At 69.9% G+C, this 18,216-nt stretch carries 16 protein-coding genes and 1 tRNA gene; 13 read left to right on the plus strand and 4 right to left on the minus strand.

Features of this window, described 5'->3' with window-relative positions:
* Nucleotides 1-218 precede the first annotated feature (218 nt).
* Nucleotides 219-1,763, minus strand: coding sequence for a potassium/proton antiporter (locus ACH4YP_RS39720; protein ID WP_398496023.1), 1,545 nt, complete (start codon nt 1,761-1,763; stop codon nt 219-221).
* A gap of 267 nt (nt 1,764-2,030) precedes the next feature.
* Here ACH4YP_RS39720 and ACH4YP_RS39725 point away from each other — a divergent pair, with 267 nt between their 5' ends.
* Nucleotides 2,031-4,793, plus strand: a complete 2,763-nt coding sequence (locus ACH4YP_RS39725; protein WP_398495932.1) for a penicillin acylase family protein — start codon at nt 2,031-2,033, stop codon at nt 4,791-4,793.
* Between the two features lie 60 nt (nt 4,794-4,853).
* On the opposite strand, the gene ACH4YP_RS39730 is transcribed toward ACH4YP_RS39725, so the two are convergent.
* A complete protein-coding gene (locus ACH4YP_RS39730; RefSeq protein WP_361051893.1) occupies nt 4,854-5,480 on the minus strand; it encodes a 5-formyltetrahydrofolate cyclo-ligase in 627 nt (208 codons plus the stop codon).
* A gap of 94 nt (nt 5,481-5,574) precedes the next feature.
* Here ACH4YP_RS39730 and galU point away from each other — a divergent pair, with 94 nt between their 5' ends.
* The 7 genes from galU to ACH4YP_RS39765 all read left to right on the plus strand — a co-directional run bounded on the left by galU (nt 5,575) and on the right by ACH4YP_RS39765 (nt 11,342).
* Complete coding sequence (gene galU / locus ACH4YP_RS39735) at nt 5,575-6,477, plus strand: UTP--glucose-1-phosphate uridylyltransferase GalU (protein ID WP_361051896.1); 903 nt, start codon at nt 5,575-5,577, stop codon at nt 6,475-6,477.
* A gap of 5 nt (nt 6,478-6,482) precedes the next feature.
* Nucleotides 6,483-7,805 (plus strand): gephyrin-like molybdotransferase Glp, encoded by a 1,323-nt coding sequence (gene glp, locus ACH4YP_RS39740; RefSeq protein ID WP_398495934.1) that lies wholly within the window; start codon nt 6,483-6,485, stop codon nt 7,803-7,805.
* A gap of 63 nt (nt 7,806-7,868) precedes the next feature.
* Nucleotides 7,869-8,348, plus strand: a complete 480-nt coding sequence (gene moaC / locus ACH4YP_RS39745) for a cyclic pyranopterin monophosphate synthase MoaC (protein WP_361051903.1) — start codon at nt 7,869-7,871, stop codon at nt 8,346-8,348.
* Complete coding sequence (locus ACH4YP_RS39750; protein ID WP_398495937.1) at nt 8,345-8,899, plus strand: molybdenum cofactor biosynthesis protein B; 555 nt, start codon at nt 8,345-8,347, stop codon at nt 8,897-8,899. The genes moaC and ACH4YP_RS39750 overlap by 4 nt, the downstream gene beginning before the upstream one ends.
* Before the next feature lie 26 nt (nt 8,900-8,925).
* Nucleotides 8,926-9,555 (plus strand): GNAT family N-acetyltransferase, encoded by a 630-nt coding sequence (locus tag ACH4YP_RS39755; RefSeq protein ID WP_234048271.1) that lies wholly within the window; start codon nt 8,926-8,928, stop codon nt 9,553-9,555.
* A gap of 177 nt (nt 9,556-9,732) precedes the next feature.
* On the plus strand, nt 9,733-11,160 hold the full coding sequence (gene glpR, locus ACH4YP_RS39760) for a gephyrin-like molybdotransferase receptor GlpR (protein ID WP_361051912.1): 1,428 nt from the start codon (nt 9,733-9,735) through the stop codon (nt 11,158-11,160).
* 108 nt (nt 11,161-11,268) lie between these two features.
* A tRNA-Ala gene (locus ACH4YP_RS39765) sits at nt 11,269-11,342 on the plus strand.
* A 165-nt stretch (nt 11,343-11,507) separates the two neighbouring features.
* Here the strand turns inward: ACH4YP_RS39765 and ACH4YP_RS39770 are convergent.
* On the minus strand, nt 11,508-11,984 hold the full coding sequence (locus ACH4YP_RS39770) for a GNAT family N-acetyltransferase (RefSeq protein WP_361051915.1): 477 nt from the start codon (nt 11,982-11,984) through the stop codon (nt 11,508-11,510).
* A 98-nt stretch (nt 11,985-12,082) separates the two neighbouring features.
* On the opposite strand from ACH4YP_RS39770, the gene ACH4YP_RS39775 reads away from it, so the two are divergent.
* Entirely contained in the window at nt 12,083-12,907 is an 825-nt protein-coding gene (locus ACH4YP_RS39775; protein WP_398495940.1) for an exodeoxyribonuclease III, read from the plus strand.
* A gap of 538 nt (nt 12,908-13,445) precedes the next feature.
* Here the strand turns inward: ACH4YP_RS39775 and ACH4YP_RS39780 are convergent.
* The gene (locus tag ACH4YP_RS39780; protein WP_361052053.1) at nt 13,446-14,075 is read right to left on the minus strand and encodes a MerR family transcriptional regulator; all 630 of its coding nucleotides are present in this window, start codon (nt 14,073-14,075) and stop codon (nt 13,446-13,448) included.
* Nucleotides 14,076-14,277: 202 nt separating this feature from the next.
* Between ACH4YP_RS39780 and ACH4YP_RS39785 the strand changes: the two genes are divergently transcribed.
* The 4 genes from ACH4YP_RS39785 (at nt 14,278) to ACH4YP_RS39800 (ending at nt 17,991) form a co-directional block, all read left to right on the plus strand.
* Complete coding sequence (locus tag ACH4YP_RS39785) at nt 14,278-15,828, plus strand: flavin-containing monooxygenase (RefSeq protein ID WP_398495942.1); 1,551 nt, start codon at nt 14,278-14,280, stop codon at nt 15,826-15,828.
* Nucleotides 15,825-16,757 (plus strand): alpha/beta fold hydrolase, encoded by a 933-nt coding sequence (locus ACH4YP_RS39790; protein ID WP_398495944.1) that lies wholly within the window; start codon nt 15,825-15,827, stop codon nt 16,755-16,757. Before ACH4YP_RS39785 ends, ACH4YP_RS39790 begins: the two co-directional genes overlap by 4 nt.
* Entirely contained in the window at nt 16,754-17,638 is an 885-nt protein-coding gene (locus ACH4YP_RS39795; RefSeq protein ID WP_398495945.1) for an SDR family oxidoreductase, read from the plus strand. The genes ACH4YP_RS39790 and ACH4YP_RS39795 overlap by 4 nt, the downstream gene beginning before the upstream one ends.
* Nucleotides 17,639-17,730: 92 nt before the next feature.
* Entirely contained in the window at nt 17,731-17,991 is a 261-nt protein-coding gene (locus ACH4YP_RS39800) for a hypothetical protein (RefSeq protein WP_361051931.1), read from the plus strand.
* Nucleotides 17,992-18,216 lie beyond the last annotated feature (225 nt).

Consider the following 18,216-nt stretch of genomic DNA (forward strand, 5'->3'; position numbering starts at 1 on the left):
GCCAGCTCTGCGTCAGGCAGAGTTGGTTAGATCAAGATGCGCCTTGATGATACAGGTCCAAGCGCCTCTGCCCCTGTGAAACCTGGCACTCTCCTGTTCGGGGCCTGCGAATGCTCGCCGGCCCCGAAGAAACCACGAAACACAAACCACGAAACTGAAGAGCCGCGAAGCCGCGAAGCCGAGAACCTTGAGGAGCCGTGAAGCCGAGCCGCCAAGGCTCAACTCTCCGCCCCGTTCCCGCCCGTCCCCAGCCACCCCGCCAGCTTGCCGCCCTGGCCGACCGCGCGCAGCCGCTGTTCGGCGGCGTCCCGGACGGGATCGGTGGCCACCACGAGCAGCTCGTCGCCGCGCCGCAGCACGGTCGTGGGAAGCGGAACGAACGATTCTCCACTGCGGACGACCAGCGTGACGGCGGCACCCGCGGGCAGCCGCAGCTCGTTGATCTCGACGCCGTGCATCTTCGAGCCCTCCGGGATCGCGACGGACAGCAGATGCCCGCGCAACCGCTCCAGGGGCGCCGACTCGATCCCCAGGTCGGCGGTCTCCGAGGATGCCTTGGACACGCCCAGCTTCCGGGCGAGCCAGGGGAGCGTGGGCCCCTGGACGAGGGTGTAGACGACCACAAGGACGAAGACGATGTTGAAGATGCGACGGCTTTCCTCGACGCCGCTCACCATCGGGATCGTGGCCAGGATGATGGGCACCGCGCCGCGCAGCCCGGCCCACGACATCAGGGCCTGCTCCTGCCAGCGCATACGGAAGGGCGCCAGCGCCGCCACGACGCTCAGGGGTCGCGCCACCATGGTCAGCACCAGCCCGATGACGAGCGCGGGCCAGATGTCGTCGCCCATCTCGTGCGGCGTGACCAGCAGCCCGAGCAGCACGAACATGCCGATCTGGGCGATCCAGCCGAGTCCGTCGGCGAAGCCGCGCGTGGCGGGCCAGTGCGGCAGCTTCGCGTTGCCCAGCACCATCGACGCCAGATACACGGCGAGGAATCCGCTGCCGTGGGCCAGCGCCCCGCCCGCGTACGCGGTGACCGCGATCGCCATCACCGCGATCGGGTAGAGGCCGGAGGCGGGCAGCGCCACATGCCGCAGCCCGAAGGAGCCCAGGAAGCCCACCGCGAGACCGATGGCCGCGCCGATGGCCAGTTCCATCGCTATCACGCCGAGCAGGTGGTACCAGTGCTCCACCGGTCCGGCCATGGAGAACGAGACGACGAGAATGACCACCGGGGCGTCGTTGAAGCCGGACTCGGCCTCCAGGATGCCCGTCACGCGCGCGGGGAGGGGCACTTTCCGCAGCACGGAGAAGACCGCCGCCGCGTCCGTCGAGGACACCACCGCGCCGATGATGAGCGCCTGCCGCCACTCCAGCCCGATCAGGTAGTGGGCCGCTGTCGCGGTGATGCCGACGCTCACCGAGACGCCGACCAGCGCCAGCGAGGAGGCAGCCGGCAGCCCCGGCTTGATCTCCTTCCACTTCGTGCCGAGGCCGCCCTCGGCCAGGATCACGACCAGGGCCGCGTACCCGATGACCTGGGTCAGTTCGGCGTTGTCGAAGTGGATGTCGCCGATGCCGTCCTGGCCCATGGCGACGCCGATGCCCAGGTAAACGAGCAGGCTGGGGAGCCCGCTGCGCGACGAGATCCGAACCGCTGCCACCGCGACGAGCAGAACGAGCGAGCACACGAGCAGGAGCTGGTTGAGGTGGTGGACAGTCAGCGGCTGTTCCCTTCTCGCCGTTCCGGGTGGATCAATTTGACCAGTTGGACCGCTTTGATCGGCTGGATCACCTTGTTCGGTGCAACCGTGGCCGGTTCAGCCGGCTCGATGGTTCAACTACTTCGTTACCTTACCTAACTCTTGACGCTTTCTTGACACTCGGCAAGGCAAGATCGAACTCCCGTCCGCCCGGGTTCCCGACTCCGCGTCAAGTCCGAGTTGGCCCTGCGCCTATGGTTGCTCCAGCGCTCAGTCAAATGGACAAGCCCGCCTGCCGCTCGCGTGAGGACAGCAAGGACAGCGATGCCCCCCAACACCACCGCATCTTCCGGTCAAAAGCCCGGCAAGTCCGGCAGGAAGAAGGGGCGCAGAGCCCGTGTGATCCTGATCGTCCTGGTTCTGGCCATCATCGGCGGCATCGCCTACGGGTCGTTCTGGAGCATCAGCACCGTCCGTGCCTCCTTCCCCCAGACCAAGGGTTCCATCACGCTCGACGGCCTGTCGGGCCCCGTGGACGTGAAGCGCGACGGCTACGGGATCCCGCAGATCTACGCCTCGACCGACGCGGACCTGTTCATGGCGCAGGGCTACGTCCAGGCGCAGGATCGGTTCTACGAGATGGACGTACGCCGTCACATGACGGCCGGCAGGCTGTCCGAGATGTTCGGCGAGAGCCAGGTCGACGAGGACGAGTTCCTGCGCACGCTCGGCTGGGACCGGGTGGCGGAGAAGGAGTACAGGACCAAGCTCTCCGCGGAGACGAAGAAGTACTTGCAGGCATACGCCAAGGGGGTCAACGCGTACCTGAAGGGCAAGGACGGCGCGGACATCTCCCTGGAGTACGCGGCCCTCGGTTTCCGCAACGACTACAAGCCCAAGGAGTGGACCCCGGTCGACTCGGTGGCCTGGCTCAAGGCGATGGCCTGGGACCTGCGCGGCAACATGCAGGACGAGATCGACCGCTCCCTGATGACCAGCCGCCTGGGCCCGCAGCAGATCGCCGACCTGTACCCGCAGTACCCGTACGACCGGAACAAGCCGATCGTGCAGGAGGGCCAGTACAACAGCGCCACCGGGGAGTACCAGCAGGGCGGCGACGGCGACAGCGGCACGGGTGGTACGCAGTCCGCGGCCGGCACCGGGCTCGCGAACAACACCGAGGCACCTTCCGGGCTGCAGAGCCAGCTGTCGGGCCTCTACAAGGTGCTCGACGACGTCCCGACGGCCGTCGGCGTGAACGGCAACGGCATCGGTTCGAACTCCTGGGTCGTCAAGGGCACCCACACGATCACCGGCAAGCCACTGCTCGCCAACGACCCGCATCTGTCGCCCTCGCTGCCGTCCGTCTGGTACCAGATGGGCCTGCACTGCAGGAGCGTCTCCGAGAAGTGCCAGTACGACGTCTCCGGGTACACCTTCGCGGGCATGCCGGGCGTGGTCATCGGCCACAACCAGTCCATCGCCTGGGGCATGACCAACTCCGGGGCCGACGTCACCGACCTGTACCTGGAGAAGCTCACCGGGAACGGCTACGAGTACGACGACAAGGTGAAGGCCTTCACCACCCGCGAGGAGAAGATCGACGTCGCGGGCGGCGACTCCAAGACCATCGTCGTCCGGGAGACCAGCAACGGACCGCTGCTGTCCGACCGCGACGACGAGCTCGTGAAGGTCGGCAAGAAGGCCACCGTCGACAGCGCGGCACCCGACCGCGGCGACGGCTACGGCATCTCCCTGCGCTGGACCGCCCTGGACCCGGGCAACTCGATGGACGCCGTGTTCGCGATGAACAAGGCCACCGACTGGACGGAGTTCCGCAAGGCGGCCGCCCTGTTCGACGTGCCCTCGCAGAACCTGGTCTACGCCGACAGGGACGACAACATCGGCTACCAGCTGCCGGGCAGGATCCCCATCCGCGGTGAGGGCGACGGCTCGCTCCCCTCGCCCGGCTGGGACTCCAAGTACCGCTGGACCGGCTACATCAAGCAGGCCGAGCTGCCCTACGAGTACAACCCGAAGCGCGGCTACATCGTGACCGCCAACCAGGCCGTCGTCGACAAGGACAAGTACCCCTACACGCTGACCACGGACTGGGGCTACGGAACGCGCAGCCAGCGGATCGCCGATCTCATAGAGTCGAAGATCAAGGGCGGCGGCAAGATCTCGACCGACGACATGCGCCAGATGCAGCTCGACAACAGCAGCGAGATCGCCAAGCTCCTGGTGCCCAAGCTGCTCAAGATCGACGTGGCCGACAAGAACGTCCGTGAGGCGCAGAAGCTCCTGGAGGGCTGGAACTACACCCAGGACGCCGACTCGGCCGCGGCCGCGTACTTCAACGCGACCTGGCGCAACATCCTCAAGCTCGCCTTCGGCAACAAGCTGCCCAAGGAGCTGCGGGTCGAGGGCCAGTGCCTGAACGTCGAGCCGGTGGACTCCACCGGTCCCGCCGACGAGGACCAGCGGGTGCGCGAGTGCGGTCAGCGCGACGCCGACAGCGCGCAGCCGGACGGCGGCGACCGCTGGTTCGAGGTGGTGCGCAAGTTGCTCGACGACGAGGACAACGCCTGGTGGTCGACGCCGAAGACGCGTACCGAGAAGGCCGTCGACACCCGTGACGAGCTCTTCGCGCGGGCCCTCACGGACGCCCGCTGGGAGCTCACCGCAAAGCTCGGCAAGGACATCGACAGCTGGAACTGGGGCCGGCTGCACCGGCTCTACCTCAAGAACCAGACCATGGGCATCGAAGGCCCCGGCTTCCTGCAGTACATGCTCAACCGCGGCCCGTACAACATGGGCGGCGGCGAGGCGGCGGTGAACGCCACCGGCTGGAACGCCGCGGGCGGCTACTCCGTGGTCTGGGTCCCGTCGATGCGCATGGTGGTGAACCTGGAGGACTTCGACAAGTCGAAGTGGATCAACCTCACCGGTGCCTCCGGGCACGCCTACAGCGCCCACTACATCGACCAGACGGGCAAGTGGGTCAAGGGCGAGCTGCTGCCCTGGGTCTCCACGGAACGGGCGGTCGACGCGAAGACGTCGGACACGCTGGTCCTGAAGCCCTGAGCACCACGTGAGAACGGCCCTCCACGCACGCGTGGAGGGCCGTTTCGCGAAAAGGGGCCTCTACGGAGAGGGCGGGCGGAAGCGGCGTACTCCCGAAGGGGTCACCACCGCGTGCACCGGCCGGTCGTGCGGCTCCTCGGGGACGCGGTCGACCACTTCGGAGTCGTACAGCAGCACCACGAGGGCCGGATCCGCGCCCGCGCCGTCGAGCCGCGCCAGCACCCGGTCGTACGATCCGCCGCCCCGGCCGAGCCGCATCCCGCGCGCGTCCACGGCCAGGCCCGGCAGCAGCACGGCGTCGGCCGCGAGCACGGCCTCCGGGCCCAGGCGCTCACCCGCGGGCTCCAGGAGGGCCATCTTTCCGCGGTGTCGTACGGCGACGAGCGAGCCCTCTCCGGCGTACGTGCCCCAGTCCAGGTCGTTGTCCGTGAGCAGCGCCGGGAGCAGGACGCGCACCCCGCGCGCGTGGAGTGCGTCGAGGAGCGCACGGGTGCCCGGTTCGCTCCCCACGGACACGTAAGCTGCCACCGTGCGCGCGTGCGCCAGTTCGGGCAGCTCCAGGGCGCGGGTGGCGAGTGCGGCCCCGGTTTCCCGCACGTCATCGGCCGTATACCGGCTTCTCACCGTGAGGATCTCTCGCCGCAACACTCGCTTGCCAGACTCGGGTTCGGGTCCCAGGTGGCTCATAGGCTTGTTCCGTACCCTTCGCAATGCGCTCATATGACAGCAAATTAACCGGAGCCACAGATTCCATACAAAGGCACCGGATATGGTGTCGGGCATGACTCAGGCACACCCCAGGATCAGCAAGGCTGTCATCCCCGCAGCAGGCCTCGGCACCCGGTTCCTGCCGGCCACCAAAGCCACTCCCAAGGAGATGCTGCCGGTCGTCGACAAGCCGGCGATCCAGTACGTGGTCGAGGAGGCCGCGTCCGCGGGCCTCGATGACGTCCTCATGATCACGGGCCGCAACAAGCGCCCCCTCGAGGACCACTTCGACCGCAACTACGAGCTGGAATCGGCCCTTCAGAAGAAGGGCGACGCCGACCGGCTCGCCAAGGTGCAGGAGTCCAGCGACCTCGCCACCATGCACTACGTCCGCCAGGGCGACCCCAAGGGCCTCGGCCACGCCGTGCTCTGCGCCGCCCCGCACGTCGGCCACGAGCCCTTCGCCGTGCTCCTCGGCGACGACCTGATCGACCCGCGCGACGCGCTGCTCAAGCGCATGGTCGACGTCCACGAGCAGTACGGCGGCAGCGTGATCGCCCTCATGGAGGTCGCCCCCGAGCAGATCCACCTCTACGGCTGCGCGGCCGTCGACGCCACCGACGACAGTGACGTCGTCAAGGTCCACGACCTGGTCGAGAAGCCGGCCGCCGCCGACGCCCCGAGCAACTACGCGATCATCGGCCGCTACGTCCTGGACCCGCACGTCTTCGACATACTGCGCCAGACCGAGCCCGGCCGCGGCGGCGAGATCCAGCTCACCGACGCCCTCCAGCAGCTCGCGGCCGACGAGAAGGTCGGCGGCCCGGTGCACGGCGTGATCTTCAAGGGCCGCCGCTATGACACCGGTGACCGGGGCGACTATCTGCGTGCCATTGTCCGACTCGCGTGCGAACGTGAAGACCTGGGCCCGGACTTCCGGACCTGGCTTCGCAGTTACGTCACCGAGGAGATGTAAGCAACTTGAGCAGCGCCGCGACCCGCGTCACCGGCCAGGACCACCTCTGGTCGGTGTCCGAGCACCTGGAGGACATCCTCGCGACCGTCCGCCCCCTCGAAGCCATCGAGCTGCAGCTCCTCGACGCCCAGGGCTGCGTCCTGGTCGAGGACGTCACGGTGCCGGTCTCCCTGCCGCCGTTCGACAACAGCTCGATGGACGGGTACGCGGTCCGGGTCGCCGATGTCGCGGGCGCGAGCGAGGAGTTCCCGGCCGTGCTCACGGTCGTCGGCGACGTCGCGGCGGGCGAGTCCGAGCTGCTCCACGTGGGACCCGGCCAGGCCGCCCGCATCATGACGGGCGCCCCGCTGCCGCCCGGCGCCGAGGCCGTCGTCCCCGTGGAGTGGACCGACGGGGGACTGGGCGAAGGCCCCGTCTCCGGGATGCGCGCCCGCAGCGCGTCCCCCGAGGGCGCCTCCGGCGAGGTCCACGTCCACCGCTCTGCACCGGCACGCGCGCACGTGCGTGCCAAGGGCAGCGACGTGAAGGCGGGCGACCGCGCCCTCGCCGCGGGCACCGTCCTCGGCCCGCCGCAGATCGGGCTGCTCGCCGCGATCGGCCGGGGCACCGTCCGGGTGCGCCCGCGCCCGCGCGTGGTCGTCATGTCCACCGGCAGCGAACTGGTCCAGCCCGACGAGCAGTTGGGCACCGGCCAGATCTACGACTCCAACAGCTTCGCGCTGTGCGCCGCCGCCCGTGACGCCGGCGCGATCGCCTACCGCGTGGGCGCGGTCGCCGACGACGCCGAGACACTCCGCGCCACCATCGAGGACCAGCTCATCCGCGCCGACCTCGTGGTCACCACGGGAGGCGTCAGCGTCGGCGCGTACGACGTCGTCAAGGAGGCCCTGTCCTCCGTCGGCGACGAAGACGAGGCGGGCAGCGGCATCGACTTCCGCAAGCTCGCCATGCAGCCCGGCAAGCCCCAGGGTTTCGGCTCCATCGGCCCCGACCACACCCCGCTGCTCGCGCTCCCGGGCAACCCCGTGTCGTCGTACGTGTCCTTCGAGCTGTTCGTGCGCCCCGCGATCCGCACCCTGATGGGCGTGGACGACGTCCACCGGTCCACGACCCGGGCGACCCTCCGTACGGACAAGGCGCTCACCTCGCCCGCCGGACGCCGTCAATTCCTGCGCGGACGGTACGCGGACGGGGAGGTGACCCCCGTCGGCGGCGCCGGATCCCACCTGATCGCGGCCCTCGCGCACGCGAACGCGCTGATCGTCGTCCCCGAGTCCGACGAGTCCGTGGAGCCCGGCACCGAGGTCGACGTGGTCCTCCTCGGCTGAAGGCGCCGACTTGGGGGTACCGTGTCGCGCACAACAGGCCCGACCGGGAGCGCCCCAGCCATCATGAGTACGCAGGACCGACTGACCCACATCGACGAGGCGGGCGCCGCCCGCATGGTGGATGTGTCCGAGAAGGACGTGACCGCCCGCACGGCCCGCGCGAGCGGCCGCGTCCTCGTCTCGCCCCGCGTGATCGAGCTGCTGCGCGGCGAGGGAGTCCCCAAGGGAGACGCCCTCGCCACCGCGCGCATCGCGGGCATCATGGGCGCCAAGCGCACCCCCGACCTGATCCCGCTCTGTCACCCTTTGTCAGTGTCGGGTGTCAAGCTTGACCTGTCGGTCGCGGACGACGCCGTCGAGATCCTGGCCACCGTGAGGACCACCGACCGCACGGGCGTCGAGATGGAGGCCCTCACCGCGGTCAGCGTCGCGGCTCTCACCGTGATCGACATGGTCAAGGCGGTAGACAAGGGGGCGGTCATCACGGACGTGCGCGTGGAGGAGAAGACGGGCGGCAAGTCGGGCGACTGGAGCCGGACATGACGGCGCCCGCGGCCCCGGCCGAGCCGCCGACCGGCGCCGCCCTGACCGCCCCGTACAGCGCCCTCGTCGTGACGGCCTCCAACCGCGCGGCGGCGGGTGTCTACGAGGACCGGGGCGGGCCCCTGATCGCGGAAGGGCTCCTGAAGTCCGGCTTCGCGGTCGACGGACCGTGGGTGGTCCCTGACGGGGACCCCGTCGAGAACGCTCTGCGGGTGGGCGTCCGGGCCGGGTACGACGTCATCGTGACCACCGGCGGCACGGGCATCTCACCCACCGACCGCACGCCCGAGGCCACCCGGAAAGTGATCACGTACGAGGTGCCGGGCGTTCCCGAGGCCATCAGGGCGTTCGGCAGGGAGAAGGTGCCCACGGCGGCGCTCTCCCGGGGGCTCGCCGGCGTCGCGGAGGGCACACTGATCGTGAACCTTCCCGGTTCCACCGGCGGGGTGCGGGACGGCCTCGCCGTCCTCGAACCCCTCCTGATCCACGCCGTCGAGCAGATCCGCGGCGGCGACCACTCCAGACCCGGCGGCAGTGGGGGTGCGAGCTGAACAGCCCATCCTGGCCGGTCGAGCTGGTGGACGGCGATGTGGTCCTCCGGCCCATAAAGCTGCGCGACCAGCGGGCCTGGCGCGACGTGAACCGCCGTAACCGGGACTGGCTGCGCCCCTGGGAGGCGACCATCCCGCCGCCCACGCCCAGCGGGCCGATCGCCCACCGGCCGACCTATCGCCAGATGGTCCGGCATCTGCGCGCCGAGGCGAACTCGGGGCGGATGCTGCCGTTCGTCATCGAGTACCAGGGGCGGCTCGTCGGGCAGTTGACGGTCGCCGGAATCACCTGGGGCTCGATGTGCTCGGGCCATATCGGCTACTGGGTGGACGAGGCGGTCGCCGGTCGCGGAGTGATGCCCACGGCCGTGGCGCTCGCCTCCGACCACTGCTTCCGAACCGTCGGTCTGCACCGCATCGAGGTCTGCATTCGGCCCGAGAACGGGCCGAGCCGACGGGTCGTGGAGAAACTCGGATTCCGTGACGAAGGCCTTCGTCCCCGCTATCTCCACATCGACGGCGCCTGGCGTGACCACCTCGTCTTCGCGCTCACGGCCGAAGAGGTGCCCGAAGGACTGCTGGCCCGCTGGCGTCGGACGCGCTCGCGGAACACGTCCGAAAACTCACCGCGGGACACGCCCCGGAACACCGCGTAAATGAAATGGGTGTTCGAAAATGATCGGCGATCGACCATCCTCGGGCATTAATTTCGCGCTCCAGGCGGCCTGCTGATCGCATCGGTCACAAAAAAAGCTCGAAATATCAGCCAGATCGTGCGACACACCGGCTCAATTGGCAGATGGCCTCACGCAAACCCCTCTACCGTGTGAGGCGTGAGCAGCAGCGGCCTCATCTACGCAGTCATTGTCGGGGCCTGGGCCGCCTACTTGGTGCCTATGTGGCTCCGTAGGCAGGACGAGCTGAATGAGGCCCGTCCGACGGAACGCTTCAGCACCGCCATCCGGCTTCTGTCCGGCCGGGCGGGGATGGAGCGCCGGTACGCCAAGGACCTGCGGGCGCGCTCCACCGAAGAGGGGGAGCACCACGCCGACCCGGACGGCGTCACCGACTCGGTGGACGTCCGGGCCTTCGCCATGCCTCCGACGCGTCGCGAGGCGCGGGCCGACGTCGATGACGTACGGGATGCACGGGACGTACGAGACGTGCGTGGTGCACGGGATGTGCGGGGCGAAGCGCGGTCCGAGGGGCAGGCGCAGGCGCAGCCCGCTTCGAAACAGGCGCCGAGGCAGGCGTCGAAGCACGCATCGGAACAGGCGGCGCGGCAGGCGTCGAGGCAGGTGTCCGCGACGGTGCCGAAGCCCGGCTCCCCGGCCGGTGCCGCCCACCCCGCGTCGAAGTCCGGCCGTGCGGCGGACGGGCGGCCGGTGCCCCGGCAGGGCGCGAAGCCGTCGTCGAACGGAGCGTCCGCGTCGTCCGTGTCCGCCGCCTCGTCCCCCGCGAGGCGGGCCGCGGCCGCGGACGCGGCAGCGCGCGCCCGGCGCTCGAAGGTGCTCGCGCGCCGACGGCGTACGACGGTCATGCTCTTCATGGCCTTCACACTCGGCGCGGTCGTCGCGGCGGTCGGCGGGCTCGCGTTCCTGTGGGCGCCCGGTGTGCCCGCGGTGATGCTGAGCGTCTACATCGCCTATCTGCGTTCCCAGGAGCGGCGGCGCTTCACGTACGTGATGGACCGCAGGCGGGCCGAGGTCGCGGCGCAGCGGCTGCGGGAGCGGCAGCCCAGGCGGCGGCCGCCCACCGACCCGGGTGCCGCGGACGAGCCGGAGGACGGACCCGAGGCCGACACCGATCCCGGTCTGTCCGCGCTCGCCGCCGACCGCCGCGCCCTCGTCGAGCAGACCGACCACGCCGAGTGGGTCGACCAGCAGCGCGAGCGCCGCAGCGGCCCCTCCTCCGGCGGCGACAGCTGGGACCCCGTCCCGGTGCCCCTGCCGACGTACGTGACCGCTCCGGTGGCCCCCCGAGCCACGTCCGAGGTCGACCTGGGCGGACCGGACGCCTGGAGCTCGGCCCGGTCCAGCACGGTCGAACCGAACGCCGACTGTCCCACGGCCGAGGCGGGGGAGGAGCTCGGCGAGTCCGAGGCGGACGACACGGACTACGCGGACGACACGGGCGACGCGTCGGGCAGCGCCGCGGACGCCCGGCGCGCGGCCTCGGCCCGCCGTGCCCGCGAACGCGGCCGCACGCCCCTCTTCGACCAGTACGAGGACGGCGACCGGCCACGCGCCGCCAACGAGTGACGACGCCTCAGAAGTCCCGTCGCGGGCCCGCTCCTGACCAGCGGGTGAGGGCCCGGGAACGGATTTCCAAGCACCCTGACGGGGATGCTAGAGTTTCACTCGTTGCAAGGGCCTGTGGCGCAGTCTGGTAGCGCACCTCGTTCGCATCGAGGGGGTCTGGGGTTCAAATCCCCACAGGTCCACGCACAGATCAGAGCCCCAGTCGGTATCACCGGCTGGGGCTCTGACGTGTTCGCTGCCTGGCCGTGTTGGCTACTTGGCGTCGACCATCCGCAGCCGGGTGGCACGGCCGGGGCCCTCGGCCTTCGGCCGGTTCCGGTGGTCGATGTCGCGCCGGGCCGGAGTGCTCACAGAAGCTTCGCGAAGCAGTGGCTGTCCTCGTGGAAGCGGTAGTGGCCGAACTTGACGCACGGCTCGTAGCCGCTGGAGGCGTAGAGGGCGATGGCCTCGGGCTGCTTGTTGCCGGTCTCCAGGACCATTCGGATGCGGCCGGCCGCGCGGGCGTCGTCCTCCAGGGCCGCCAGGATGCGGCGGGCCAGCCCGTTGCCCCGGGCCTCCCCGATCACGAACATGCGCTTCAACTCGGCGTCGCCGTCCGAGTAGCCCTCGTCGTTCTCGTCCTGGGTGCGCCAGCCGCCGGTGGCCACCGGGCGCTCCTGGGCGTCGTACGCCATCAAATACAGGCCGGCCGGCGGCTCGAACATCGACGGGTCGAGGGGGGTGACGTCACCCTCGTCCCCGTAGCGCTGGGCGTACTCGCCCTGCACCTGGTCGTTGAGCTTGACGGCGTCGGGGTGGTCGAAGGCGACCCGGCGTATATTCATGCTGGTTATCGTACTTCTATGCGGTGGGCGGGAATGATGGCGTGCGGTGCGTCCGCCCGGCCGCGCGAAGGGCTCGGGCGGGCGCTGTGCACGTACCAGTGTGCCGGTATCGTGCCCGCGTGCTGACTGTGACCTCTGTGAATGTGAACGGGCTCCGGGCCGCCGCCAAGAAGGGCTTCGTGGAGTGGCTGGCCGAGACGTCCGCCGACGTGCTGTGCCTCCAGGAGGTACGGGCCGAGCCCCAGCAACTCCCGGAGGGCGTACGGCAGCCCGAGGGGTGGCACGTCGTGCACGCGCCCGCCGCCGCGAAGGGGCGGGCCGGTGTCTCCCTCTACACGCGCCGCGAGCCCGACCGCGTCCAGATCGGCTTCGGATCCGCCGAGTTCGACGGCAGCGGACGCTACGTCGAGGCCGACCTGCCCGGCGTCACCGTCGCCAGCCTCTACCTGCCCTCCGGCGAGGTCGGCACCGAGCGGCAGGACGAGAAGGTCCGGTTCATGGACGAGTTCCTCGTTCACCTGAAGAACCTGCGCGAGCGCGCCGCCGCCGACGGGCGCGAGGTCGTCGTCTGCGGCGACTGGAACATCGCCCACCAGCGGGCCGACCTCAAGAACTGGCGCGGCAACCAGAAGAACTCCGGCTTCCTGCCGGAGGAGCGCGAGTGGCTCGGCCGCGTCCTCGACGAGACGGAGGGCGGGTACGTGGACGTCGTCCGCGCCCTCCATCCGGACGTGGAGGGGCCGTACTCGTGGTGGTCTTACCGGGGGCGGGCCTTCGACAACGATTCAGGTTGGAGGATCGACCTCGCCGTCACGACTCCTGGGCTCGCCAGGCGTGCGGTCAAGGGATATGTGGAACGGGCCGCCAACCATGAGGAGCGCTGGTCGGACCATGCTCCAGTGACAGTCGTCTTCGAGATGTGAGGAGAACGGTGTGGGGCGCACCGGATCTGTACGCCCCATCCGGCTCAGGGCTGTAGCTGGTCCGGCAGGGAGCCCACGACAGTGAACGTCAGCCGTGGTGTGTCCGGTCCGACCAGGCGGGCCGGTCCACCGCCGCGGCGGCCCCTGGTGACGGTGACCCGGACGCCGTCGTGGAGCAGTTGCTCGTCGTTCGGCGCAGAGTCGGATCGCGGCGCGTTGCCGGGTGGGTGAAGTGGTCGCGCTGGTCACGTTGCTGAGGCGGAGCGCTCCGAGGGCTCTCAGTCGCCCGGCAGAGGGCGATGTCGGCGCAGGCCGTGGGGAACTAGGATCGGGCACGTTGGCACTCCTCGACAGTGTCGGCCGTGCCCCGGGGCTGGTAGGACAGCCGCCGGGGTCTTTTCGATCTCACTCTCGGCGTGCGAACTGAAGTTCGTCTTCGATTGGTTGGAAAGTACCTCGATGGGATGAACATTCCGGGAACCAGGTTCTGGAAATCTCTGCCGGTTCGGGACGTTCAGTCCCTACCTGGCTGTGGGCATCAGGATTCCAGTCGGTGGCTGAGGCGCCGGTCCAGCGCCATCGAAAGTTCCGCCTCCACCACGTTCTTCGCCAGGGGGCGCAGGCGTTGGAGGTCTTCCGGGGTGCGGTCGTCGGTGAGGACCAGGTCGGTGAACAGTTCGGCCAGGGCCTCGGTGTGTTCGCGCACGCGGCGGGCCGCGGCCAGGACGTCCGCGAGTGGGATGCCCTCGCGGACCAGTGCCGCCGAGGTGTCGAGGAGGCGGCGGCTGATGTGGACGAGGTCTGTGCCGTCCGTGGCGAGGTAGCCGAGGTCGAGGGCCGCGGCGAGGTTCTCCGGGGTGGACTGGCCCGCGAAGACGTCCGCCAGTTCCTCCGGTGAGAGGCGGACCGGGGTCTCCTCCGTGGGTGCGCCCAGGCCGAGGAGTTCGCCGACGTCGCGGCCGTGGTCGAAGGCCTCGGCGAGTTCGGCGATGCCGCTCAGGGTGTGGCCGCGTTCCAGGAGCGCGGCGATCGTGCGCAGGCGGGCCAGGTGGTCCTCGTCGTACCAGGCGATCCGGCCCTCGCGGCGCGGGGGTGGGATCAGCTTGCGCTCGCGGTAGAAGCGCAGCGTGCGCACGGTGATGCCGGCCTCCCCGGCCAGCTCCTCCATTCGGTACTCCCGCTTGTCCGCCACGCCGGAAGCCTATGTCGTACCGTCGGTACCCGCGGCGGAGCCGCTGATGTGAACGTCCTTCCCCCCGACCCCTACCCATCGGTATGGAGCTGCTCTACGCTCCCATTGCGCCAGTGTTCACTGGCGGAGTCGGCAGCGTCGTAGCGGCAATGCCGTACGCGGCAATGGAGGCGTCGGGATGACCGAGCACGAGCATGTACGGGTGGCGGTGATCGGCTCCGGATTCGGTGGGCTCGGAGCCGCTGTGCGGTTGCGCCGCGAGGGCGTCACCGACTTCGTCGTCCTGGAGCGGGCCGACAGTGTGGGCGGGACCTGGCGGGACAACAGCTATCCGGGCTGCGCCTGTGACGTGCCGTCCCATCTCTATTCCTTCTCGTTCGCGCCCAATCCCGACTGGCCGCGCACCTTCTCCGGGCAGGAGCACATCCGCGCCTATCTGGAGCACGTCGCCGACGTCTTCCGGCTCCGGTCGCATCTTCGCTTCAACTCGGAGGTGAAGGTGATGACTTGGGACGGGGAGCGGCTGCGCTGGGTCATCGAGACCAGCAGCGGGACACTCACCGCCGACGTCGTCGTTTCCGCCACCGGGCCGCTGTCCGACCCCAAGGTCCCCGACGTTCCCGGCATCGACACCTTTCCCGGCAAGGTCTTCCATTCGGCCCGCTGGGACCACGACTACGACCTGCGCGGCAAGCGGGTCGCGATGGTCGGTACGGGCGCCTCGGCCATCCAGATCGTGCCGGCCATCCAGCCGGACGTCGCGAAGCTCACCCTCTTCCAGCGCACCCCGCCCTGGGTGATGCCCCGCGTCGACCGGGCCGTCACCGGCGCCGAGCGCTGGCTCCACCGGCAGCTGCCCTTCACCTCGCAGGCCCGGCGCGGACTCCTGTGGGGCCTGCGGGAGTTGCAGGTCCAGGCGTTCACCAAGCGGCCCAACGAGCTCGGTCTGATAGAGCAGTTGGCCAAGCGAAACATGGCACGGGCCATCAAGGACCCGGAGCTGAGGGCCAAGTTGACGCCGTCCTACCGCATCGGCTGCAAGCGCATCCTGCTGTCCAGCACGTACTACCCGGCCCTCGCGCAGCCCAACGTGGACGTGGTCGCGAGCGGGCTCAGCGAGGTCCGCGGCTCGACCGTCGTGGCCGCGGACGGGACCGAGGCCGAGGTCGACGCGATCGTCTTCGGTACGGGCTTCCACGTCACCGACATGCCGATCGCCGACCGGGTCGTGGGCGCGGAGGGTAAGACGCTCGCCGAGGCGTGGCGGACCGGCATGAAGTCGCTGCGCGGTGCGACGGCGGCCGGGTTCCCCAACTGGATGACGATCATCGGGCCGAACACCGGCCTCGGGAACTCCAGCATGATCCTGATGATCGAGTCCCAGCTGAACTACATGGCCGACTACGTACGGCAGTTGGAGGTGCTCGGCGGGCGGGCCGCCCTCGACGCACGGCCCGGCGCGGTCGACGCCTGGAACCACCGCGTCCAGGAGCGCATGAAGCGCACGGTCTGGAACACCGGCGGCTGCACCAGCTGGTACCTCGACGACAACGGCGTCAACACCACCATCTGGCCCGGTACGACGACGGAGTTCCGCGGTGCCACGCGGCGCGTGGATCTGGGGGAGTACGACCTGCTGCGCCCGCCGCCCGAGCCGGAGACGGCATCCGGGCGTCGTACGACGAAGAAGACGAAGAAGACGAAGAAGACAGTGGAGGCGGGCGCGTGAGCCGGTTGATGCATGTGGCTTCCGGTCCCTACGCGCCGCCCGTTCCCGTGCGCGAGCTGACCGCCGTCTCCGCCGACGGGGCCCGGCTGCACGTCGAGGTGCACGGGCCCGAGGGGGCGCCCGCCGTGGTGCTCTCGCACGGGTGGACGTGCTCGACCGCCTTCTGGGCGGCGCAGATCCGGGACCTCGCCGCCGACCATCGCGTGATCGCGTACGACCAGCGGGGGCACGGGCGCAGTCCCGTGAACCCTGTGTGCAGCGCGGACGCGCTCGCCGACGATCTGGAGGCGGTGCTCGCCGCCACGCTCGCGCCCGGCGAGAAGGCCGTGCTGGCCGGGCACTCCATGGGCGGGATGACGCTGATCGCCGCGACCGGGCGCGACCGGTTCCGGGAGCACGCGGGCGCCGTGCTGCTGTGCAGTACGGGCAGTTCGCGGCTGGTCGCCGAGTCGCTGGTGGTGCCGATGCGGGCCGGGCGGTCGCGGACCTGGCTGACCAGGAAGGTGCTCGGGTCGCGGGCTCCGCTCGGGCCCGTCACACCGGTCGCCCGGCGGATCCTCAAGTACGCGACGATGGGGCCCGGTTCGGCGCCCGGCATGGTCGAGGCGTGCGCGCGGATCGTGCACGCGTGCCCGCGCAAGGTGCGCTGCGCCTGGTCGCACGTGCTCGACACGCTCGATCTCGACCATCGCGTACGGGAGTTGAGCGTGCCGGCCGCGGTCGTCGTCGGCACGGCCGACCGGATGACACCCGTCGTGCACGCGCGTTCCCTCGTCGCCGCGCTGCCGAACTGCGTCGGTTCCACCGAACTGCCCGGGCTCGGGCACATGACCCCGGTCGAGGCACCCGCGCTGGTCAGCACCCGGATACGGGAACTCGTCTCCGCGTACACAGGCGTTCAACGGATCCAGCAGAAGGAGGGCGCATGAGCAGGGTCAGCCTGGAAGGGCAGGTCGCCGTCGTTACGGGGGCCGCGCGGGGCGTCGGCGAACTCCTCGCCCGCAAGCTCTCCGCGCGCGGTGCCACGGTCGCGCTCGTCGGTCTGGAGCCGGACGAGCTGAAGCAGGTCGCCGAGCGGCTGCACGGCGAGAGCGGGCACTGGTACGCCGACGTCACCGACCACGAGGCGATGACGCGGGTCGCGGCGGAGGTGAAGGAGCGGTTCGGGAAGGTCGACATCGTCGTCGCCAACGCCGGGGTCGCCAACGGGGGGCCGTTCGTCGACTCCGATCCGGAGGCGTGGAAGCGGGTCATCGAGGTGAACCTGATCGGGTCGGCGATGACCGCGCGGGCGTTCCTGCCCGTGCTGATGGAGAGCCGCGGGTATCTGCTGCAGATCGCCTCGCTCGCGGCCATCACCCCGGCTCCCATGATGACCGCGTACTGCGCGTCCAAGTCGGGCGTCGAGGCGTACGCGCACAGCCTGCGGGCCGAGGTCGGGTACAAGGGCGTACGCGTGGGGGTCGGGTATCTGTCCTGGACCGACACCGACATGGTGCGCGGGGCCGATCAGGACGACGTCATGCGGGAGTTGAGGCAGCGGCTGCCGTGGCCCGCGAACAAGACGTACCCGCTCGGGCCCGCCGTCGACCGGATCGTGGCCGGGATCGAGCGGCGGTCCAGCCATGTGTACGGGCAGTGGTGGCTGCGCGGGATGCAGGGCGTACGCGGGTATCTGCCGGGGATCATCGGGGCGGTGGGGCAGCGGGAGATGCGGCGGTTCGCTCCGCGGGCGGGGCAGGTGTCCAAGGGGCTGGTCGGGGCCGGGGGAGAGGCCGATGAGCAGGCACGGGGCACGCTGCGTAACTGACCGTTACTGATCGAAATGCGCGCTCTGTCGGTCCGTGTGAATCTGGTCGAGGCCCCAATCCCCCACCCACTACGGGAGTGAATCTCATGGGCATGAAGGACCAGTTCCAGGACAAGGCCGAGGAGCTCAAGGAGCAGGCGCGTCAGCGTGCCGGCCAGGGCCGGGACGAGGCGAGTGAGCGCGGGCGCCAGCCGCAGGAGCCGCGCGAGCCGCGTGAGCGGGCGTCGCGTGAGCAGGCTCCGCGGGAGCGTCAGGAGCCGACGCGCCGGGAGCCGGGGCGGGAGACGCCTGACGAGGCGCAGCGTGCCCAGCGGGACTCGCAGGAGCGGTTCGATCAGGACTATGACATCTGATCGAGTGTGCTGAGTGTGGGGTGCCCTTCTTTGGGAGGGCGCCCCACACTTTTGTGTTTGGCGGGGGTTCGTTGTTGGGTGCGGGTTGGTTGTGGCTGGGTGCGCCCACGCGGCGGAGCCGCACATGTCACAGCCCCGCGCCCCTAAAAGCGAATGGTCCGCCCGATGCCCCGTGGCGGTACCTGAAGCGAAGAGCCCCGGCGACGGGCAGCCTGAAAGCGAAGG

The sequence above is a fragment of the Streptomyces sp. NPDC020747 genome (assembly GCF_044334695.1).
Classification (GTDB): Bacteria; Actinomycetota; Actinomycetes; order Streptomycetales; family Streptomycetaceae; genus Streptomyces.

Bases quoted from the DNA above. Each gene is read 5' to 3' on its own strand.
- ACH4YP_RS39725 (WP_398495932.1), top strand. From the start codon at position 2,031: ATGCCCCCCAACACCACCGCATCTTCCGGTCAAAAGCCCGGCAAGTCC.
- ACH4YP_RS39795 (WP_398495945.1), top strand. From the start codon at position 16,754: ATGAGCAGGGTCAGCCTGGAAGGGCAGGTCGCCGTCGTTACGGGGGCC.
- ACH4YP_RS39750 (WP_398495937.1), top strand. From the start codon at position 8,345: ATGACGGCGCCCGCGGCCCCGGCCGAGCCGCCGACCGGCGCCGCCCTG.
- ACH4YP_RS39770 (WP_361051915.1), bottom strand. From the start codon at position 11,984: ATGAATATACGCCGGGTCGCCTTCGACCACCCCGACGCCGTCAAGCTC.
- ACH4YP_RS39785 (WP_398495942.1), top strand. From the start codon at position 14,278: ATGACCGAGCACGAGCATGTACGGGTGGCGGTGATCGGCTCCGGATTC.
- ACH4YP_RS39730 (WP_361051893.1), bottom strand. From the start codon at position 5,480: ATGAGCCACCTGGGACCCGAACCCGAGTCTGGCAAGCGAGTGTTGCGG.
- moaC (WP_361051903.1), top strand. From the start codon at position 7,869: ATGAGTACGCAGGACCGACTGACCCACATCGACGAGGCGGGCGCCGCC.
- ACH4YP_RS39780 (WP_361052053.1), bottom strand. From the start codon at position 14,075: ATGGAGGAGCTGGCCGGGGAGGCCGGCATCACCGTGCGCACGCTGCGC.
- galU (WP_361051896.1), top strand. From the start codon at position 5,575: ATGACTCAGGCACACCCCAGGATCAGCAAGGCTGTCATCCCCGCAGCA.
- ACH4YP_RS39800 (WP_361051931.1), top strand. From the start codon at position 17,731: ATGAAGGACCAGTTCCAGGACAAGGCCGAGGAGCTCAAGGAGCAGGCG.